General features: G+C 45.9%; 18 protein-coding genes. 13 read left to right on the forward strand and 5 right to left on the reverse strand.

Annotation, left to right across the window (positions count from 1 at the left end; translation table 11 throughout):
• Positions 1-4: 4 nt before the first annotated feature.
• From ICN47_RS09475 to ICN47_RS09485, 3 genes are read right to left on the reverse strand one after another with little or no spacing between them, the layout of a single operon-like run.
• Positions 5-232: a hypothetical protein gene (locus tag ICN47_RS09475; RefSeq protein WP_216219696.1), complete on the reverse strand. Its 228-nt coding sequence runs from the start codon at positions 230-232 to the stop codon at positions 5-7.
• 30 nt (positions 233-262) lie between these two features.
• Positions 263-1,165 (reverse strand): amidohydrolase, encoded by a 903-nt coding sequence (locus tag ICN47_RS09480; protein ID WP_216219697.1) that lies wholly within the window; start codon positions 1,163-1,165, stop codon positions 263-265.
• On the reverse strand, positions 1,152-2,159 hold the full coding sequence (locus ICN47_RS09485) for a tripartite tricarboxylate transporter substrate binding protein (RefSeq protein WP_216219698.1): 1,008 nt from the start codon (positions 2,157-2,159) through the stop codon (positions 1,152-1,154). Before ICN47_RS09485 ends, ICN47_RS09480 begins: the two co-directional genes overlap by 14 nt.
• 102 nt (positions 2,160-2,261) lie before the next feature.
• Here ICN47_RS09485 and pcaD point away from each other — a divergent pair, with 102 nt between their 5' ends.
• The 7 genes from pcaD to ICN47_RS09520 all read left to right on the forward strand — a co-directional run bounded on the left by pcaD (position 2,262) and on the right by ICN47_RS09520 (position 9,223).
• On the forward strand, positions 2,262-3,077 hold the full coding sequence (gene pcaD / locus ICN47_RS09490; protein ID WP_216219699.1) for a 3-oxoadipate enol-lactonase: 816 nt from the start codon (positions 2,262-2,264) through the stop codon (positions 3,075-3,077).
• A gap of 63 nt (positions 3,078-3,140) precedes the next feature.
• Positions 3,141-3,719 carry an HdeD family acid-resistance protein gene (locus tag ICN47_RS09495; protein WP_216219700.1) on the forward strand — a complete coding sequence of 193 codons (579 nt, stop codon included), beginning with the start codon at positions 3,141-3,143 and terminating at the stop codon, positions 3,717-3,719.
• A gap of 36 nt (positions 3,720-3,755) precedes the next feature.
• Complete coding sequence (locus ICN47_RS09500; protein WP_216219701.1) at positions 3,756-3,941, forward strand: hypothetical protein; 186 nt, start codon at positions 3,756-3,758, stop codon at positions 3,939-3,941.
• Between the two features lie 22 nt (positions 3,942-3,963).
• Positions 3,964-6,126 carry a TonB-dependent receptor gene (locus ICN47_RS09505; protein WP_216219702.1) on the forward strand — a complete coding sequence of 721 codons (2,163 nt, stop codon included), beginning with the start codon at positions 3,964-3,966 and terminating at the stop codon, positions 6,124-6,126.
• A gap of 172 nt (positions 6,127-6,298) precedes the next feature.
• Positions 6,299-7,531, forward strand: a complete 1,233-nt coding sequence (locus tag ICN47_RS09510; protein ID WP_255538988.1) for a sorbosone dehydrogenase family protein — start codon at positions 6,299-6,301, stop codon at positions 7,529-7,531.
• Complete coding sequence (locus tag ICN47_RS09515; protein ID WP_216219703.1) at positions 7,528-8,121, forward strand: cytochrome c; 594 nt, start codon at positions 7,528-7,530, stop codon at positions 8,119-8,121. Before ICN47_RS09510 ends, ICN47_RS09515 begins: the two co-directional genes overlap by 4 nt.
• A gap of 28 nt (positions 8,122-8,149) precedes the next feature.
• Positions 8,150-9,223 (forward strand): acyltransferase, encoded by a 1,074-nt coding sequence (locus ICN47_RS09520; protein WP_216219704.1) that lies wholly within the window; start codon positions 8,150-8,152, stop codon positions 9,221-9,223.
• Here ICN47_RS09520 and yjgA read toward each other — a convergent pair.
• On the reverse strand, positions 9,220-9,747 hold the full coding sequence (gene yjgA / locus ICN47_RS09525) for a ribosome biogenesis factor YjgA (protein ID WP_216219705.1): 528 nt from the start codon (positions 9,745-9,747) through the stop codon (positions 9,220-9,222). The two genes, ICN47_RS09520 and yjgA, sit on opposite strands and share 4 nt — an antisense overlap.
• Before the next feature lie 97 nt (positions 9,748-9,844).
• On the opposite strand from yjgA, the gene ICN47_RS09530 reads away from it, so the two are divergent.
• The 6 genes from ICN47_RS09530 (at position 9,845) to ICN47_RS09555 (ending at position 17,416) form a co-directional block, all read left to right on the forward strand.
• Positions 9,845-11,470, forward strand: a complete 1,626-nt coding sequence (locus ICN47_RS09530) for a GMC family oxidoreductase (protein WP_216219706.1) — start codon at positions 9,845-9,847, stop codon at positions 11,468-11,470.
• 19 nt (positions 11,471-11,489) lie between these two features.
• Complete coding sequence (locus ICN47_RS09535; RefSeq protein ID WP_216219777.1) at positions 11,490-12,377, forward strand: EamA family transporter; 888 nt, start codon at positions 11,490-11,492, stop codon at positions 12,375-12,377.
• A 144-nt stretch (positions 12,378-12,521) separates the two neighbouring features.
• Positions 12,522-13,706 carry an ABC transporter substrate-binding protein gene (locus ICN47_RS09540; RefSeq protein WP_216219707.1) on the forward strand — a complete coding sequence of 395 codons (1,185 nt, stop codon included), beginning with the start codon at positions 12,522-12,524 and terminating at the stop codon, positions 13,704-13,706.
• A gap of 140 nt (positions 13,707-13,846) precedes the next feature.
• Positions 13,847-14,725 carry a branched-chain amino acid ABC transporter permease gene (locus tag ICN47_RS09545; protein ID WP_216219708.1) on the forward strand — a complete coding sequence of 293 codons (879 nt, stop codon included), beginning with the start codon at positions 13,847-13,849 and terminating at the stop codon, positions 14,723-14,725.
• Between the two features lie 2 nt (positions 14,726-14,727).
• Positions 14,728-16,656 carry an ATP-binding cassette domain-containing protein gene (locus ICN47_RS09550; protein WP_216219778.1) on the forward strand — a complete coding sequence of 643 codons (1,929 nt, stop codon included), beginning with the start codon at positions 14,728-14,730 and terminating at the stop codon, positions 16,654-16,656.
• 31 nt (positions 16,657-16,687) lie between these two features.
• Positions 16,688-17,416, forward strand: a complete 729-nt coding sequence (locus tag ICN47_RS09555; RefSeq protein ID WP_216219709.1) for an ABC transporter ATP-binding protein — start codon at positions 16,688-16,690, stop codon at positions 17,414-17,416.
• Positions 17,417-17,489: 73 nt separating this feature from the next.
• Here the strand turns inward: ICN47_RS09555 and ICN47_RS09560 are convergent, their stop codons facing one another.
• Positions 17,490-18,308, reverse strand: a complete 819-nt coding sequence (locus tag ICN47_RS09560; RefSeq protein WP_216219710.1) for a sulfite exporter TauE/SafE family protein — start codon at positions 18,306-18,308, stop codon at positions 17,490-17,492.
• Between the last annotated feature and the right edge of the window lie 67 nt (positions 18,309-18,375).

Genomic DNA, 18,375 nt, shown 5'->3' on the forward strand with positions numbered 1-18,375 from the left:
GCCATTAAGAGCCAGCGTTACCGCTAAATACTAAGCTCATGCCTAACCAAAGAATGATGAAGGCGATCAATACAGTGGAGCCAATTTTCTTAAGGAAGTATTCCAAAGTATCCATGTAAGCCTCATCACCTCTTCCGAAGTAATGGTCAAATCTCTTCCAGTACAGACGCCCCACCACTAAAGGCAGGAGGATGGCAACAATGCCCAAAATGATCGTTAAAGAAGTGCTCATGAATTACTGCTCCTTAATGCAAAAGTCTGCTTAATATAGTGCTGGAAAGTCGTAAAGGATACAGGGGTTATCCACCAGGATCGATTTTCGTAAGGCCAAATCACTCACCCAGGCGCCAAAAAGATCGCAAAGGTCGGCATCATGGGGCATTTGCTTTTTGACCATTACGTGTGGCCAATCGCTACCCCAGATCAATTGCGCTGGATTTGCCGCAATCACGGCATCATTCATGTGGCGCATATCAGCATAAGGCAAGTTACCATCGCAAATGCGATAAGGACCCGTCATTTTGACCCACGCTTTTTGTTCACGCATCAAATTTAGCAAGCCCTGAAAGCCAGGATCATTCACGCCATGCTTTACATGCGCATATCCAAAATGACCAAACACTAAATCTACTGGAAAGTCTTCAAAGACTAAAGCAAGATTGGGGTACTCATTCACATGCATCAGTAACTCGAGGTGCCAGCCAAATGGAGCAATGCGCTTGGCTAAGTTGGTGAGATATTCCATTGGCAGCCCAGCAGATTTATCAGCGACATCCACAATATTGCAACGTACACCACGAACACCGGCCTGATGCAATGCTTCAAGCTCTTGATCAGTCGCATTGTCAGCAATTACCGCTACACCCCGAAATTTTTCAGGATGCTGTTTTAGGGCTGCCAGCATGGCGCGGTTATCAGCGCCATAGACGCTAGGTTGCACTAATACGGCGCGATCAACGCCCAACATATGCAGTAGGGTGTTGTAACTATCTAGTGTGGCATCGGGTGGCGTGTAGATGCGTTCATTTGTATAAGGGAATAGGTCGGCTGGCCCACAGACATGCGCATGACAATCGACCGCCCCCTTTAGAAATACGATTTTGGGTGAACGTATTTCCGCATCAGGGGCTTGGCACAAAGGCGCTGAAGAATTATTGAGGCTCAATGGCTGCTTCTTTAGCAATCTTTAAATACTTCGCCATCTCTTCACGCACAAACTTACTAAATTCCGCAGTGCTCATTGGTGTTGCTTTGATGCCTTTGGTTTCATAAGCTGCCTTCACCTCGGGATCTTGCATGGATTGGTTCACGCTTTGATTAATCTTATTTACGATTGCGCTTGGTGTTCCTGCAGGTGCCCAAACACCAAACCATAAACCGATTTCAAAATTAGGATAGCCTTGTTCAGCAATACTAGGAATATCCGGTACGGCAGCATTCCGTGTTTTGCTGGTAACACCAAGGGCGCGTAATTTACCGCCTTTGAGTTGACCAATTGCAGTATCTAATGGCGCCATATAGAACGCAGTGCGTCCAGACATGGTGTCCTGAATTGCTTCAGGTGAACCCTTGTAGGGAACGTGAATCAGTTTGACGCCCATCAACTGATTGAAATACTCCGCTGCTAGATGAGTAGAGCTACCGACACCTGCGGAAGCAAATGTAATTTCACCAGGCTTGGATTTGGCAGCAATCACCAAGTCGCGGATCGTTTGATAGGGGCTATCAGCCGCAGTGATCATCACATAAGGTGTTTGTCCCAAAATGGCGACATTGATCAAGCTCTTGAGTGGATCGTAAGGCAGCTTTTTGTAGATGGCTGGGTTTGCAGCATATGAGGCGGATTGCACGAGCAGGGTATAGCCATCCGGTTCAGCATTCACCACAACGCCGGTACCAATTAATCCACCGGCTCCTGGGCGGTTCTCAATAATGACGGATTGTTTCCAGGTCTCCGAAAGACTCTTGGCAACAACGCGTCCGGCGATGTCAGCCCCGGATCCAGTAGTCAGTGGAACGACCATTCTGACGGTGTGATCGGGATAATTTTGAACTTTGCCTTGGGCATAACTCAGGCTGATGCCAATGGCAAGCCCTAAGCCTATGCTGAGTCTGAGGAAGGTATGGGTGTGACCCCCTGGGCGCTGGGCTATGTACATCGTGTCTCCTTGAATAATTTTTATAGTTTCATTGGATAATCTAACATGCTCTCAAGATTACATAAATAGTATTAGACAAAGATATAAAGAAAGCAGAGACAAATGACTCAGAAGCAAGAACAAAAGACAATTTCTGTAAATGGACTCGAAGTGGCCTATCGTTTTGATGGTCCTGAAGAGGGTCACGTGATTCTGATGGCCAATAGCTTGATGTCCAACTATTCAATGTGGGATTGGAATATTCCAGCTTTAGCAGATCGCTACCGCGTCTTGCGTTATGACAAGCGTGGTCACGGGGGCTCGCAAACCACTCCTGGCCCATATTCTATTAGTCAATTGGCAGATGATGCCGTGGCTTTATTAGATGCACTGAATATTCAGAAAGTGCATTTCATTGGCCTATCCATGGGCGGCATGATTGGCCAGCAAATGGGCGCCCGCTATCCTGAGCGCGTTTACTCCTTATCCTTATGCGACACCGCCAGTGAAATGCCACCACGTAATTTATGGGAAGAGCGTTTTGAGATTGCGCGCAAAGATGGCATCCCCGGTTTGGTAGACGGCACTATCAAACGCTGGTTTACTGCGCCCTTCATTGAACGTGCTCCGCAAGATATTGAAAAAGTCCGCCAAATGATTTTGGGTACCGGAGTTGAAGGTTATATCGGCTGCGCGAGTGCGGTCCGAGATATGGCTCAAACCACTATGCTCCTCAAGATCAAGGCCCCAACCCTAGTCTTGACTGGTCGCCAAGACCCAGCCTGTACAGTAGAGCAAGCGATCGTACTTAATCGTATGATTGATGGATCAAAAATGGTACTCATTGAAGAAGCTGCGCATTTATCGAATATCGAACAGCCGGCGGTCTTTAATAAAATCATTCGGGAGTTTATTGACTCGGTTGATAACACTCTATAGTTTCTAGAATTTATTTCGCAATTTTTGCAGTATTTTTTTGCAGCACCCTTATAGGAGAATTTCATGGCTGACCCAACAATCGAACAAGTAAAAGCAATGCGAACAGCAGTATTAGGCGCGGCAGCAAAAGTGCCTGGTGCATTAATTGGTTTGGGAATTTTATTTATCGTACTTGGCATGATCGGTGTTGCAGGTCAGACACTGTTCTCTTTTGTATCCATTAATGTTTTGGGCGCCTTCTTAATTGTGGGTGGCGTATTGCAAGGCGCACACGCAGTGAAGTCAATTGGCTGGAAGAGTGTGAGCGTTCAAGTCATCCTGGCAGTCTTGTATATTGCTGCAGGCTTATATACCTGGGCGTTTCCTATCCCAGCGCTTGAAGTGATTACTTTATGGCTGGCAGCTATTTTCTTTGTGACAGGCTTCTTACGCTTGGTTTCCGCATTTCAGCATCGCGTTTTCGGTGAATGGTTTTGGTTGGCGCTTTCAGCAGCTATTTCCATCCTGATGGGTCTAATGATTATGAATAACTACCCATCTTCAAGCTTGTGGTTACCTGGTTTATTAATTGCTGTGGAGTTGCTGCTGCAGGGCTGGTCAATGCTCTTCTTGGGTTTAGCAGCTCGTTCATTAGCAAAATAATTTATCCCACGTAATTCGCCTTAAAGAGCAACAGCCATGACTATGAAAAAAACAGACCTTTATAAAAATAAAGGATTGGCTGTTGCTAGTCGCATGAAGAATGCGGCCAAAGCTCCTAAACCCGGCTCTGCCGAAGACAAAGTGTTAACGAAAAAGGAAATGGCGCAAGCTAATCCCTTGCTGGCATCACTCATGGGAAAAGCCAAACCTAAGTCGAAATAGATTTAGTTGCGACGTTGATCTCATGAGTCCGTTTTTTCGCTTGAGCCTTAAGGTGTGCTTGCTTGCAATCGTTCCGCAGGCAATGAATTCATGGGCGCAAATTGCACCCCCACCAAATTACGATCAGAAGTTAAACGACGTCATTGTCAATGCGACACGTTCAGATACCCCGCTTGATCAGATTCCTTTAAACACCACGATTTTGACTAAAGAGGTGATCGAGTCCTCACCTGATCAAACAATTGATCAAGTGCTCAAAAACGTTCCCGGTGTTTTTCTCAACGATGTGCCTTATTACCAGAAGGACCCAACCGGTCAAAGTATTAACGTGCGTGGCTTGGGTTACGGCCGCACCTTAGTTCTGATTGATGGTTTGCCTGCAAACGACGCCTTTTACGGTACGGTGCAATGGAATCAGATGCCTTTGTCTTCCATTGAGTCAGTTGAATTTGTACGCGGAGGTGTCTCTAGTCTATGGGGTAACTATGGCATGGGTGGCGTCATTAACGTCAATACCAGAACTCCGAAAAATAGCTCCCAAGATGTAACGGCAAGCTACGGCTCGTTTGGTACTGGTAATGTTTCGGCTTCCAAGGATTTGATTGTTTCTGATGATATGCAGATGCGCTTTTCGGCTGATTACTTTGCGAGCGAAGGTTTTCAGAACTACGCCACGATATCTCCAGGATCGCCAAGTAATATTAAAAACGGCATGGGTACGGATACCGTTAAGAACACCAATGTTCGCTTACAGAATTACTTTAAGGCTTCGCCCGATACCAATGGTTTCTTTAGGATGGGCTACAGCACGATGGCCGATCTCAGTAATAACTATGCGATCGCCACAAACTTGATTCAGACAACTGATGTCGCCGGTGGCACCACGACAAAATTGGATGTGGATAAAAAAGCGCAAGTGAATGTGTATTACCAAAACACCAATTTTTATAAGCAGACAGCCAATAACTTTACGACTGCTCCATATAAGCCATACATCAATGCCAACTACACCGATCCTTATTCAACGCTGGGTGCATCTGCGCAATACACCCATGATCTCAATACTGCTGGTATTGACCAATACATTTTGGGTGTTGACGCTCGCAATATCTCAGCATCTAACCAAACCAATAACTTAGCGCCTAGTAGTGCTGTGACTTCTATTAATTACGCCCAAGGTCAGCAAAACTTTTACGGCTTGCTCGGCCAACTAAAGTCCAAGGCCAATGCGATTCCCCTTGAGGCAACCTTGGGTGCGCGGGTAGATGCTTGGAATAGTCAAACGCCTACCTACTACAACCAGAATACTGGCAGTGCGCCTACCTATCAGGCGATTGCCAATAAGAGCAAAACGCAATTGAGTCCATCACTTGGACTTTTGTACAAAGCTAGTGCGGATTTAGATTTGCGCGGCGCTGCCTATCAAGCGTTTCATGCGCCCAGCATGAATAACACTTTGCGAAGCTATGGCTCTTCTGTGGGCGGCTGGTACTTAGCAAATCCTAATTTGACTCCAGAAACAATGACGGGTTATGAGTTGGGTACAGACTATCGTTGGAAGGGTGGCTTTGCACAGTTCACTGCTTTTAATAACTACATTAACAACGCCATCACCAGTTACAAGATCACCAGTGCCAATGCAGCATTTGCCAACAGCTTGTGTGGCGCTTCCGGAATTGCGGGATGTGTAGCAAACGTCGGCGGCAGTGGTTACACCAATGTTAATTACTACACCAATCAACAGAATTTATTAAGTCGCGGTATTGAGGTCCAATACCATCACGATGTCAATCCCAATTGGGCGCTCGATGGTGGTTATAGCTACACCCGTACAGTACTGACTTGGAGTGCTACGAGTGACCCTATTAATACACAAGTAGGCGGCGTTCCTAAGAACATGGCAAACGCTGGTGTGACGTATTACCCCGTGCCGCAAGCCAGCATTACCACTACAGTGCGTTACGTTGGCAACTCATGGATGTCAACCGGATCTCTCCCGGTTCCTGCTTATGCGGTGATTGGTCTAAAGGCAAATTATCAAATGAATTCCCAAGCTTCTGTTTTTGCTTCGGTAGTGAACTTATTAAATCGTCAGTACGTGACTTTCAATATCGCCTCACAGGCAAGCGCTTACCAGGCCGGTATGCCGCAAGCCTTTACAGTAGGGGCGCGGATTAATTTCTAGGGCTGACAACTTCATTGCTTAAGAAATTTGGTGCAGCGCAATAGTTTTTTGTTTGTAAGTAAATAGTTTCAAAATGCTTTAGGATTTAACAAAGTTTAGATATAGCAGTCAGAAGTGCGTCGCTATGCATCCCATTTGCATAAGAATTAAAAAATAAAAAGGAGATTTACCAATGAAGCTTAAGAATATTCATTCACTCATGCTGGTTGCAGGTTTGGCAATTGCCACCCTCGCATCTGCACAAGCACCAGCGCCAGCCCCGGCTGCTGCTCCAGCTATTCCGCCTACATGGGCGCAGGGCAGAACCGCTGATGGTATGAATCCTTCTTTGTCTCCAAACCCTCCTGGTATTTCTGCGATGCCTGCAGACGAGATTCCGGTAAGCAAACTCAAAGTTCCTGCCGGTTTCAAAGTTGAATTGTGGGCATCCGGTATGCCAAATGGCCGCTCAATGACTGAGTCAGCTAATGGCACAGTATTTGTGGGTACACGCTTTACAGGTAACGTTTATGCAGTAGTTACCAAAGATGGCAAGCGTGAAGTAAAAACTATTGCTAAGGGCTTGCATCGTCCAAATGGCGTAGCGTTTGCAAATGGCTCACTCTATGTAGCTGAGCTATCACGCATTATTCGCTATGACAACATTGAGCAAAACTTAGATAACCCACCTGCACCAGTTGTAGTGTTTGATGCTTTGCCTAAAGATGAGCCACACGGTTGGAAGTTTATGAAGCTGAGCCCAGATGGCCAGTATTTGTATTTCCAGATCGGTACACCAGCTAATATTGTGGTGCCACCAGCTACTCATGCAACGATCGTTCGTTTAAACCTCAAAACTAATATTTTGGAAACGGTTGCCACTGGCGTACGTAACAGCGTAGGTATGGACTTCCAGCCTGGTAGCAAAGAATTGTGGTTTACCAATAATGGTCGTGACTGGGTTGCAGAAGATAAGCCAAATGACACATTGAATCGCTTGGTTCGTCCTAAGGGAATGAACTTTGGCTATCCATTCTGCCATCAAGGCGACTTCTTGGATCCAGAGTTTGGTAAAGGTCGTTCTTGCGATGAGTTCGATAAACCTGTCTACAACTTAGGTGCTCACGTTGCCGCATTGGGTATGCGTTTCTATAACGGCAAACAATTCCCAGCAGAGTACAAAGGCAATATCTTTATTGCGGAACATGGTTCATGGAATAAGACTCAGCGCGTTGGCTATCAAGTAGTTCGCGTTGTATTGGATTCCAAGAACAAGGTTGTGAAATCTGAGCCATTCGTTACTGGTTGGTTAGATGGTGACAAGTTCTGGGGTCGTCCAGTTGACGTACAAATGTTGAAAGATGGTTCTATGCTCGTATCTGATGACGAGACTGGCGCTATCTTCCGCGTTTCTTACGGCAAATGAAATTGATCAGAAATACTAAGGCCATCCTTGTGGTGGCCTTTTTTACGACTAATCTAGGTGCTGTATTTGCAGCGCCCCCTGATGCTGTTGCTGGCAAAGCAAAGGCGCAAATGTGCTTTGCTTGTCATGGTGAAAATGGTATTTCTTCATCAGCAGAGATTCCAAACCTGGCAACACAACCTTCTTTGTCTATTACCTATCAGCTGATTCAATTCCGAGGACAGCAACGTAAGGGTGGGGGCATGGAAGGAATCTCTATGGCCTTGAGCGATCAAGATATGCGTGACATCGCCGCTTATTACTCTGCTTTGCCACCGCCTCCCGCAAAATCGGGTAATCCCGAGAAGATTACCAAGGGCGCGCAAATTTCCAGTACTCAATATTGCAATTCGTGTCATGGGGCGCAGCTTCAAGGGCAAAAACATATTGCTCGCCTAGCAGGTCAGTCTCCGGAGTATCTGGTAACCCAGCTTAAAAACATTCGCTCGGGTAGCCGTATTGATATGGATGGCACAATGGGAAGTGCAGCAAGAGGATTAAGTGATGAGGATATTGAGGCTTTAGCCGCATATGCCGCCTCTCTTAATTGATAGTCAATCCTAATATGTAGCCCCTTCATTGCAAACATCAGCACGTCAGCAGCCGCTTTTTCTCATTGATTTACTCAAGGTCTTAGCGGCGCTTTTAATTATTCTTCACCATCTCTCGAGTTACGGTCAAATTGCAGAAGACGCACGCAGTGTTTTGCCTGGAATCATGACTTGGTTGTTCGAGTATGGTCGCTATGCAGTGCAAATCTTTTTGGTCATGGCGGGGTATTTAGCTGCGCAATCACTGAGTCGTTTTGCCACAGTCAAATTTAGTGCCCAAGGTTTGCTGAAGGTCATCCTGAATCGATATCTTCGTTTATTCGGTCCTTATGCAGCAGCGCTCCTATTGACGATTCTTTGCGCCTATATCGCGCGCTTTTGGGTGAATGATGAATTCGTAGGCAAGTCTGAAACCTTAGGGCAATTTTTAGCGCACCTCTTTTTTATTCAAGGCATTCTGGGCTTAGATTCCATTTCTGCAGGCGCTTGGTATATCGCCATTGATTGGCAGCTCTATGCCATCTTGGCTATTTTGTTGATTTCCTATCCCAGTTATCAAGCAGTTATTTGGGTGATCAGCATTTTGGCGGTGAGCTCACTGTTATTTTTTAATCGCTCGGGCGAATATGAGGCTTACTTCATCTACTTCATCGGGTCTTATGGGCTCGGTGTCTTAGCCTATTTGGCGAAACGCTTCGCAGATAAAGGCGTTAATCGTCTAGCGAAGACTGCACTCGTAGTGATTGGCCTCATCATCGTCATCTCTTCTTTCCAGCAAATTTGGTTAAGAAACTTTCTTGCTTGGTTTGTGGCTATAGCGCTATTGCTTTGGGGAAATATGCCTTATCCCTCGCTTGGAAAAAATACAGAATTTATTCTGAGAGCAATCTCCTGGGGTAGCGCGCGCTCATACAGCGCATTTCTGATTCACTTCGCATTCATTTTATTAGCGAATACTTTATATATTGCTACAGGGATGCATGCCCATGAAAGTGGCGTATTGGCGCTAGTATTAGTGCTGGGAGTTGTGGTGTCCAGCACGATAGCGGCAAACTATCTATATCGATGGGTTGAAGTCCCATCGCTGAAACTCAAAGTCTAAAGACCCATATCCTTGAGGACGCGGAAAATCTCGCGATAGGCTTTGGGTGGTTTATTTAGTTCTTTTTCTCTGCGCGCGTTCCGAATTAAGGTGCGCATATTCTGAATATCCATATCGGGATATTGCTCAATCATCTTTGTGAAGGCCTCATCATTGGCAATTAAGCGATCACGATAGCTCTCTAAAAAATGGAGCTTGGCGGTTTCTGCTTTGCTCACGCCTTGAATGGCATCCAAACGCTTTTGAATCGCATCGAGTTCTTCATCATCTAGAAAGCGCATGAGCTTTCCAAGATATTGTTTATGACGACGAATGGCTTCGAAACTTTTGATTTTATTTGTCTCGGCAATCGCTATCTTGATTGCCTCATCCATAGGGATGGTTTTGAGGGCATCATTACTGAGGGCGGCGAGAACTTCTGCCAGCTTCTGACGTTCAGTCATTTGGCGTTTTAGCTCAGACTTGCTTGGACCATCATCAGGCTCAGCTATCTTCGGCGTCCGGTTCTTCTCATTAATGTGCATTGCGTCATTTTAGACGGGTATTGAAATGCATTTGGATACTCAATTTTGAACTTTGGTAAATAATAGGGCGAAATCAGTTATATCTGACTTAAAAACCATGACTTCTGCAAATACTTACGACTACATCATCATTGGGGCTGGCAGTGCCGGCTGCATGCTGGCTAAGCGCTTGTCTGAGAACCCCCTGAAAAAGGTATTGCTCATTGAGGCTGGAAAGAACGATAACTACATCTGGATTCATATTCCGGTGGGCTATTTGTATTGCATTGATAACCCCAGGGCAGATTGGCGCTTTAAGACCGTGAATGAAGCGGGTCTGAATGGACGTTCTTTGCTTTATCCACGTGGCAGAGTCCTAGGTGGGTGCTCGTCGATCAACGGCATGATTTATATGCGTGGCCAAGCGGGTGATTACGAATCTTGGGTACAGGCGACGGGGGATGATGCTTGGTCTTGGGCGAATGCGCTTGCGCGTTATAAACAGTTCGAGGATTATCACAGCGATGCCAATGAGTGGCATGGCAAAGGTGGTGAGTGGACGGTTTCGAAGCAGCGTCTTCGTTGGCCCATCATGGATAAATTTAAAGAGGCTGCAGTAGAAGCTGGAATTCCTGCTTCAGATGATTTCAATTGCGGGGATAATTTTGGCGTTGGCTACTTTGATGTGAGTCAACGCGCTGGTTGGCGCCTGAATACCTCTAAAGCATTTTTAAAAGATGCTTCCAAGCGTAGCAATCTCACAATCATTACTGAAGCCATAGTCGATAAACTCAAAATTGATGCCGACAGTAAAAATTGTTATGGAGTGGAATATCTCAAAGATGGCGAACGGCAAGAAGCACTCTGTTCCATTAAGCAGGGTGGCGAAGTCTTGTTATGTGCTGGCGCAATTGGCAGCGTACAAATTTTGGAACGTTCGGGAGTCGGTACCGCAGCACGTCTAAATGCCTTAGGAATTCCAGTCATTCAAGATTTACCGGGCGTCGGTGAGAATCTGCAAGACCATTTGCAATTACGGATGGTTTACAAAGTCAGCGGTATTAAAACTTTAAACACTAAAGCCAATACTCTATGGGGCAAGATGATGATTGGCTTGGAGTATCTGTTGAAGCGCTCTGGACCGATGTCTATGGCACCTTCACAGCTGGGCGCATTTGCTTATAGTTCTCCTGAGCAAAAGAGTGCGAATGTGGAATATCACGTTCAACCTTTGTCGCTGGAAAAGTTTGGCGAGGATTTGCATTCTTTTAATGCCTTTACAGCGAGTGTCTGTAATGTGCGACCCACATCGCGCGGTAGTGTGCACATCAACTCCGTTGATCCCGAGGCGCCACCACTCATACATCCGAATTACTTATCGACTGAGGAAGATCGAAAAGTAGCGGCTGAGTCATTGAGACTCACTCGGCGTATCGCTCATAGCCCAGCGTTAAAGCCATACACCCCTGAGGAATACAAACCAGGCATTCAATATCAAACGGATGAAGAGTTGGTGAAAGCTGCGGGAGATATTGGCACAACGATTTTTCATCCAGTAGGCACTTGTAAGATGGGTCGCGCTGATGATCCTATGGCAGTCCTTGATTCTCAGTTGCGGGTGAGAGGTATTCATCACTTGCGCGTTGTTGATGCATCAGCGATGCCAACCATCACCTCTGGTAATACAGCAGCACCAACAATGATGATTGCCCAGCGCGTGGCAGAGCTGCTCACGCGTGAATAGTCCGCAGCGGAGTGACCGACTGCCTTTGAGCCACCTGCTCTTGGCTTTGGCTATTGTGGCGGTATGGGGCACTAACTTTGTCGTCATTAAGATTTCGCTCGAGGCTTTTCCACCATTTTTGTTTGCGGCGCTGCGTTACTTTTTTGCGCTACTTCCCATCGTCTTTTTTGTGCCTAGGCCAAAAGTATCTTGGCGTAATCTTTGTGCCTATGGACTGGCCACAGGGGTAGGGCAGTTTGGGGTCATGTATTTTGCGATTGATGGCCGTATTTCTCCCGGCTTGGCATCACTGGTCATTCAGACTCAAGTATTTTTTACGATCGGCTTTGCAATGTTCTTTGCAAAAGAGGGTCTAAAACGCTATCAAGTCGTAGCAGTTGGCGTTGCAATGACGGGTTTGGGAATTATTGCGCTGCACACAGATGCGTCAACTACTTTTATGGGCTTGGCTTTAGTGGTTTTTGCTGGTCTTTCATGGGGGGCTGCTAATACAGTCAGCCGCAGTGCTGGATCGATCAATATGTTCTCTTACGTTGTTTGGGCCAGTGCATTTTCAATTCCTCCACTGTTTCTGATATCCCTTTTCTTTGAAGGGGGCTGGGAGCATATGAGTTCGACAATGGCTTCTGCGCCTTTGGGGGCATGGCTCGGAGTCCTATGGCAGTCTTGGGGAAATACGCTTTTTGGCTATGCCGCTTGGGGGTGGTTGTTATCCAAACACCCAGCAGCTTTGGTAGCACCAACCCCGCTTTTAGTGCCCATCTTTGGAATGGGGGCATCTGCCTATTTTTTAAGTGAGCCTCTACCAACCTGGAAGATATTGGCTGCTGGCCTAGTGATTGCAGGCTTGGTCGTTAACTTATTTTGGCCAAGCCTTGAATCAAAAATAAAGCATCACCTAGGCTAAGGATTTGGCTTCTGGGGCTAATGTAAAACCCTAATACAAAGCCCTTTTTTTGCCCTTGCATTAACAGTAAGATAGAAATTCGGTATAAGTTTTACCAATAAAAAAGTATTTATTTAATTAGCAATTTTTAGTCATGGAGACTTTATGAATATTCGTCATCACATTTTTGCAGTTGCTGCTGCTGCAATGTTTACAACTGGCGCTTACGCTGCCGATATCAAGCTTGGTGTTTCAGGACCATTCACTGGCGGCTCTGCCTCAATGGGTGTAAGTATGCGTGACGGTGTTCGTCTTGCTGCTAAAGAAATTAATGCCGCTGGCGGTGTTAATGGCAATAAAATTGTTTTGGTTGAGCGCGATGATGAAGCTAAAAATGAACGTGGTGTACAAATCGCTCAAGAGTTGATCAACAACGAAAAAGTGGTTGCTACTTTGGGCTTTATTAACACTGGCGTTGCTTTGGCTTCACAGCGTTTTTACCAAGAAGCCAAAATCCCAGTAATGAATAACGTAGCTACAGGAACTTTGATTACTCATCAATTTCCAAATGCACCAGAAAATTATGTTTTCCGTAATGGCGCGCCTGATGTGATTCAAGCTCCAATGATTGCTAAAGAGGCGGTTGAGAAGCGAGGCCTCAAGAAGGTGGCCATCTTGGCCGACTCTACAAACTACGGTCAATTGGGTCGTGAAGACTTAGAAAAGGCGCTTAAGACCTATGGTGTTACACCGGTTGCTGAAGAAAAATTCAACATCGGTGACGTTGACATGACTTCACAGCTGCTCAAGGCGAAAAATGCTGGAGCTGATGTCATTTTGACCTATGCAATTGGACCTGAGTTAGCGCAAATTGCGAATGGCATGGCAAAGTTGGGTTGGAAAAAGCCAATCATCGGAAGCTGGACATTGTCTATGGCTAGCTTTATTGATACTGCAGGCAAAAATGGTAACGGCGCAACAATGCCTGAGACCTTTATTCAAAATCCCCCAACAACTCCAAAACGTAAAGTGTTTGTTGAAACTTACCTGAAAGAGTTCAAACCTAAGAACGGCATCATCGCTTCCCCAGTATCAGCAGCTCAAGGTTACGATTCTGTATACCTATTGGCTGCAGCGATCAAGCAAGCGAATAGCACTGAGGGGCCAAAGATTGTGGCTGCTCTAGAAAACTTGAATACTCCAGTTGATGGTGTTGTGATGACTTACAACAAGCCGTTTACCAAAGCTGATCACGAGGCAATCAAAGCTAAAGACGTTGTCATGGGCGTTGTAGAGAACGGTCGTGTTGAGTTCTTGAACGCTGAAGACGCAACTGCTAAGAAGAAGTAATTTGCCTCAGGAAGGGTGTGGAAGAAGTTTTTTCTGCACTGCAACATAAGTACGTGCAAAGCGCCGCCCATAAAGCGGCGCTTTGCTTACAATGACGGATTCGTTAATAAAACAGTTTTAAGTATATTTAGGCCAATAACATGGACATGTTTGCACAAATCCTCTCGAGCGGCATAGCGGTGGGGATGATCTACGCGGTCATCGCTTTCGGCTTTCAGCTCACTTTTGCCACATCTGGCACATTGAATTTCGGTCAAGGCGAAGCCTTGATGTTGGGCGCCTTGGTTGGCCTGACATGCGTAGATACCTTTGGCATGAACTATTGGTTAATGATTCCCGTAGTGTGTTTATTCGGCATGATTCAAGGTAGCTTTGTTGAGCTCATTGGTGTGCGTCCAGCGATCAAAATTAAATCTGAGTTCGGTTGGATTATGTCTACCATCGCACTCGGCATCATTTTCAAAAACGTTGCTGAAAATATTTGGGGTCGTGATGCCTTACCATTTCCATCACCATTGCCAATGGAGCCAATGAGCTTCTTGGGCGCCAACATTCTTCCAATGGAAATTTTAGTTGTCGTCGGTGCTTTGGTTATGATGTTCTTAGTGGAATTCTTTAACCGTAAAACGATCTACGGTAAAGCAGTAGTAGCGACTGCAAATGACCGCGATGCTGCTGGCCTGATGGGTATTAATACCAGTATGGTGATTACTTTCTCTTACGCTTTGTCATCACTTACCGCTGCTTTTGCTGGTGTATTGATTGCGCCATTAACCTTAACTGGTGCAACCATGGGTGGCGCATTGGGTCTGAAGGCATTTGCTGTTGCCATTATTGGCGGTCTCTCTAGCGGCCTCGGAATTATTGTTGGTGGTTTGATTTTAGGAATCGTAGAAACTGCGACTGGCTTCTATATTTCTACTGGTTACAAAGATGTGCCAGGATTGATCTTGTTACTGCTGGTGCTGGCTTATAAGCCATCCGGTCTCTTCGGCAAATCTGCAATTAAGAAAGTTTAATGATGAAATTGAAGTCTCATATCCCTCTATTAATTGCGATCGTTGGCCTTTTTTGTTTGCCGCTATTTGTTCATAATCCTTATTACATTCACTTAGCTGAAACAATTCTGATTTACACCATCTTATTATTTGGTTTGGATATCGTGGTTGGTTATGTGGGTCAAGTTTCCCTAGGTCATGCCGCCTTGTTTGGTATCGGTTCCTATACCGCAGGTATTTTGTTCTTCCAATTGGGCTTGCCAATTTGGGCCACCATTCCAGCCTCTATTCTGGTGACTGCATTCTTTGGAGGTATCTTAGCTTTGCCAGCCCTGAAGGTCGTTGGCCCATATCTGGCGATGGTGACCTTAGCTTTTGGAACCATTGCGCAAATCTTGATTAACGAAATGACTTGGCTTACCGAAGGACCATTAGGCATCAAGCTCACACGACCAGAGATCATGGGTGTGCCTATGACTAAAGCCGAATACTTCTGGCTGGTATCTATTGTTACGATCCTTGCCTTAATCGTGGTTGACCGTTTTGTGAAGTCTCAGATGGGTCGTGCATTTGAAGCTTTGCGTGATAGTCCGGTAGCCTGCGATTGTATGGGCGTCTCGGTTTATCGCTTTAAGGTGATTGCGTTTGTCATCAGCGCAGGTTTCGCTGGTTTGGCTGGCTGCTTGTACGCCTATTCTGAGCAATATATTTCTCCAAACACCTATAACAATGAATTGGCAGTCCTATTCTTGCTGGGCATCATCATGGGTGGTCGTAAGTCACGCTTAGGTGCCGTGATTGGGGCGGCAATTATTGTGCTCCTGCCAAAACTCTTGGATGACATTAACTTGTTCCGTATCGTTGCCTCAATCATCGCTATTGTGGTGGCAGTAGGTGCAGCAATGGCCTTGTCTAAGAAGGTGACTACACCGCGTCGTGTTGCCATACCTTTGGCTGGTGTCGTTGGTTTGGCTGTTTTCTCATTCTGGCTAGATAACATCTCCGATTGGCGTTTGAGTATTTTCGGCTTCATGATTTTGTTGGTGGTTTACTACTTGCAAAACGGTATCGTTGGATTTGCAAAGAGCTTCTACCAGTCGATTGTTGGTAAAGCAAAAACCACTCGTGGTGAAGCTGCAGAAGAGGTGGACGATTCCGTTAGTTTTATCAGCACAGTTGCCAACCAAAATACCGGTGCAGAGCTTCTCAAGGTTGACTCAGTATTGATGCAGTTCGGTGGATTGAAGGCACTCAATAATGTAGACCTCAGTATTAAGCGTGGCACGATTCATGGTTTGATCGGACCAAACGGTTCCGGTAAGAGCACCATGATGAACGTATTGACCGGTATTTATGTTCCTACTGCAGGCAATGTGTTGTATGCAGGCGAGAGTGTTGTTGGAAAAACTTCTTCCGATATCGCTCTCTCTGGTATTGCGCGTACCTTCCAGAACGTTCAGCTTTTTGGTGAAATGACAGCAATCCAAAATATTTTGGTTGGCCTACATCACACCTTCAAATCCAATATGGTGGAGATCGCTCTTCATCTACCCCGTTACAAGAAAGAAGAGGCTGAGGCACATGCTCGTGCGATGGCGCTTCTCAAGTTTGTTGGTTTAGATGACTTGGCGAACGAAGAGGCTCGTAACTTACCTTACGGCAAGCAACGCTTACTCGAGATTGCACGTGCGCTAGCGCTCGATCCTGAATTACTCTTGTTAGATGAGCCAGCAGCTGGCTTAACCGCTCCAGACATTAAAGAACTCTTGCGCATTATTCGTAAGATCCGTGATAGCGGCATTACCTTTATCTTGATTGAACATCACATGGATGTGGTGATGTCAGTTTGCGATACCGTCTCAGTTTTAGACTTTGGTCAGAAGATTGCAGAAGGTAAGCCAGCTGAAGTTCAGGCAGACGAGAAGGTGATTCATGCCTACTTGGGTACTTAATCACTAGAACAATATTGAATCGGTAAAAACCATGTTATCTATTAAGAATCTTGAAGCGGGCTACGGCAAAGTCAAAGTCCTACACGGCATCAATATTGATGTTCCTAAAGGCCAAGTGATTACCTTGATTGGCTCGAATGGCGCAGGCAAGACCACGACCATGCGCGCAATTACTGGCATGATTAAGCCAACAGCAGGCGAGGTGACTTTAGGCGGCGAAAAAATTGATGGTTACGATTCTCATAAAATCGCACGCCTAGGATTGGCTCATAGCCCTGAAGGCCGTCGTGTGTTCACAACCATGTCAGTTACTGATAATTTGCTCCTCGGCGCATTCCCGCGATTCACTGGTAGCCGTCCCAAGGGTGATATCAAGCATGACTTAGAGAAGTCTCTAGAGATGTTCCCGCGTTTAAAAGAGCGTCGCAACCAATTGGCTGGAACCTTGTCGGGTGGCGAGCAACAAATGTTGGCAATGGCTCGTGCCGTCATGCTCAACCCTGAAATCATTCTTTTGGATGAGCCTTCAATGGGCCTCGCGCCGATTTTGGTGGAAGAGGTCTTTAAGATTATTTCTAACTTAAAGTCTCAAGGTGTAACGATGTTATTGGTGGAGCAGTTTGCTGCCGCAGCCTTAAACGTAGCCGACTATGGCTATGTTCTGGAGAATGGCAAGATTGCTACTCATGGTCCCGCTGCGAAGTTGAAAGACGACCCAGCAGTAAAAGCTGCTTACTTGGGTGGAGCAGGTGGTCATTGAGTAATCTTGCTCAGCGTATTTAAAAAAAGCCCTGGAATCCAGGGCTTTTTTTATGAGTTATTCAAAATAGCGATTACCCATGAAACAGAGCTTTGAACATGAGGCTTACGGCAACACTAAAGGTCAGGATGGCGAAGATTTGTTGTAGCCTGGGGCCACTGATTTTTTTGCCGAAAGCTCTGCCAAGCAATAAACCACTGAGTGCCCCCAAGGCAAATGGTGCGGCTATGAGGTAATCAAAGTTTCCTGTCATGATGGAGAAAATTGTGCCACCCCCAGAGATGATGGCCAGTACTCCTAAAGAGGTTGCGACAATCGATTGAATGGGAAGGTCTGTATAGCGCTTTAAGGCAGGGACAATAACAAATCCCCCGCCAACTCCCAGTAAACCAGACAGAAATCCAGCTAAGCCTCCAGAAAATAGTAATGCTCTAGCGCAGGGTACATTCCAATCCAGTTTTCCATGGATTGGATTACGCAGGCAAGGAGGCGGTTTTCTCGGTGGGGTTTTGATTCCCAGAATCTCATTTCTGGCTTGAATATAAAGACGAGTAGATACATAGAACAAAGTAGCGCTAAACAGTATCAAGAGCGGGTTATTGGGTAGGCGCTGAGCTAACCATAGACCTATAGGAGAAAGTAATAAGCCAAATAGGGCCATGAAGCCTGCCGCTTTATAGCGCAAGATTTTATTCTTGAGCCCTAGGAGTGCGCCAACGCCAGCTGCAAGCGCTATAGCTGAAAGGGCGATGGGAGCAGCTTCTGCCACGCTCAAATGCAGGGCAAAAACCAGCAGCGGCACAGATAGGATGCCTCCGCCAGCACCAGTAAGCCCCATTAGGATGCCTACAAAGATGCCCAAAGCGGGGCTGATCAAGATTGAGTAGTCCATTGCAATTTATTTTATATTAAGATAATATATAAATATATATATTAAATATTTACCCTGTAATGCCTGA

This window comes from Polynucleobacter sp. AP-Latsch-80-C2 (assembly GCF_018882185.1).
In the GTDB taxonomy this organism is placed as follows: Bacteria; Pseudomonadota; Gammaproteobacteria; order Burkholderiales; family Burkholderiaceae; genus Polynucleobacter.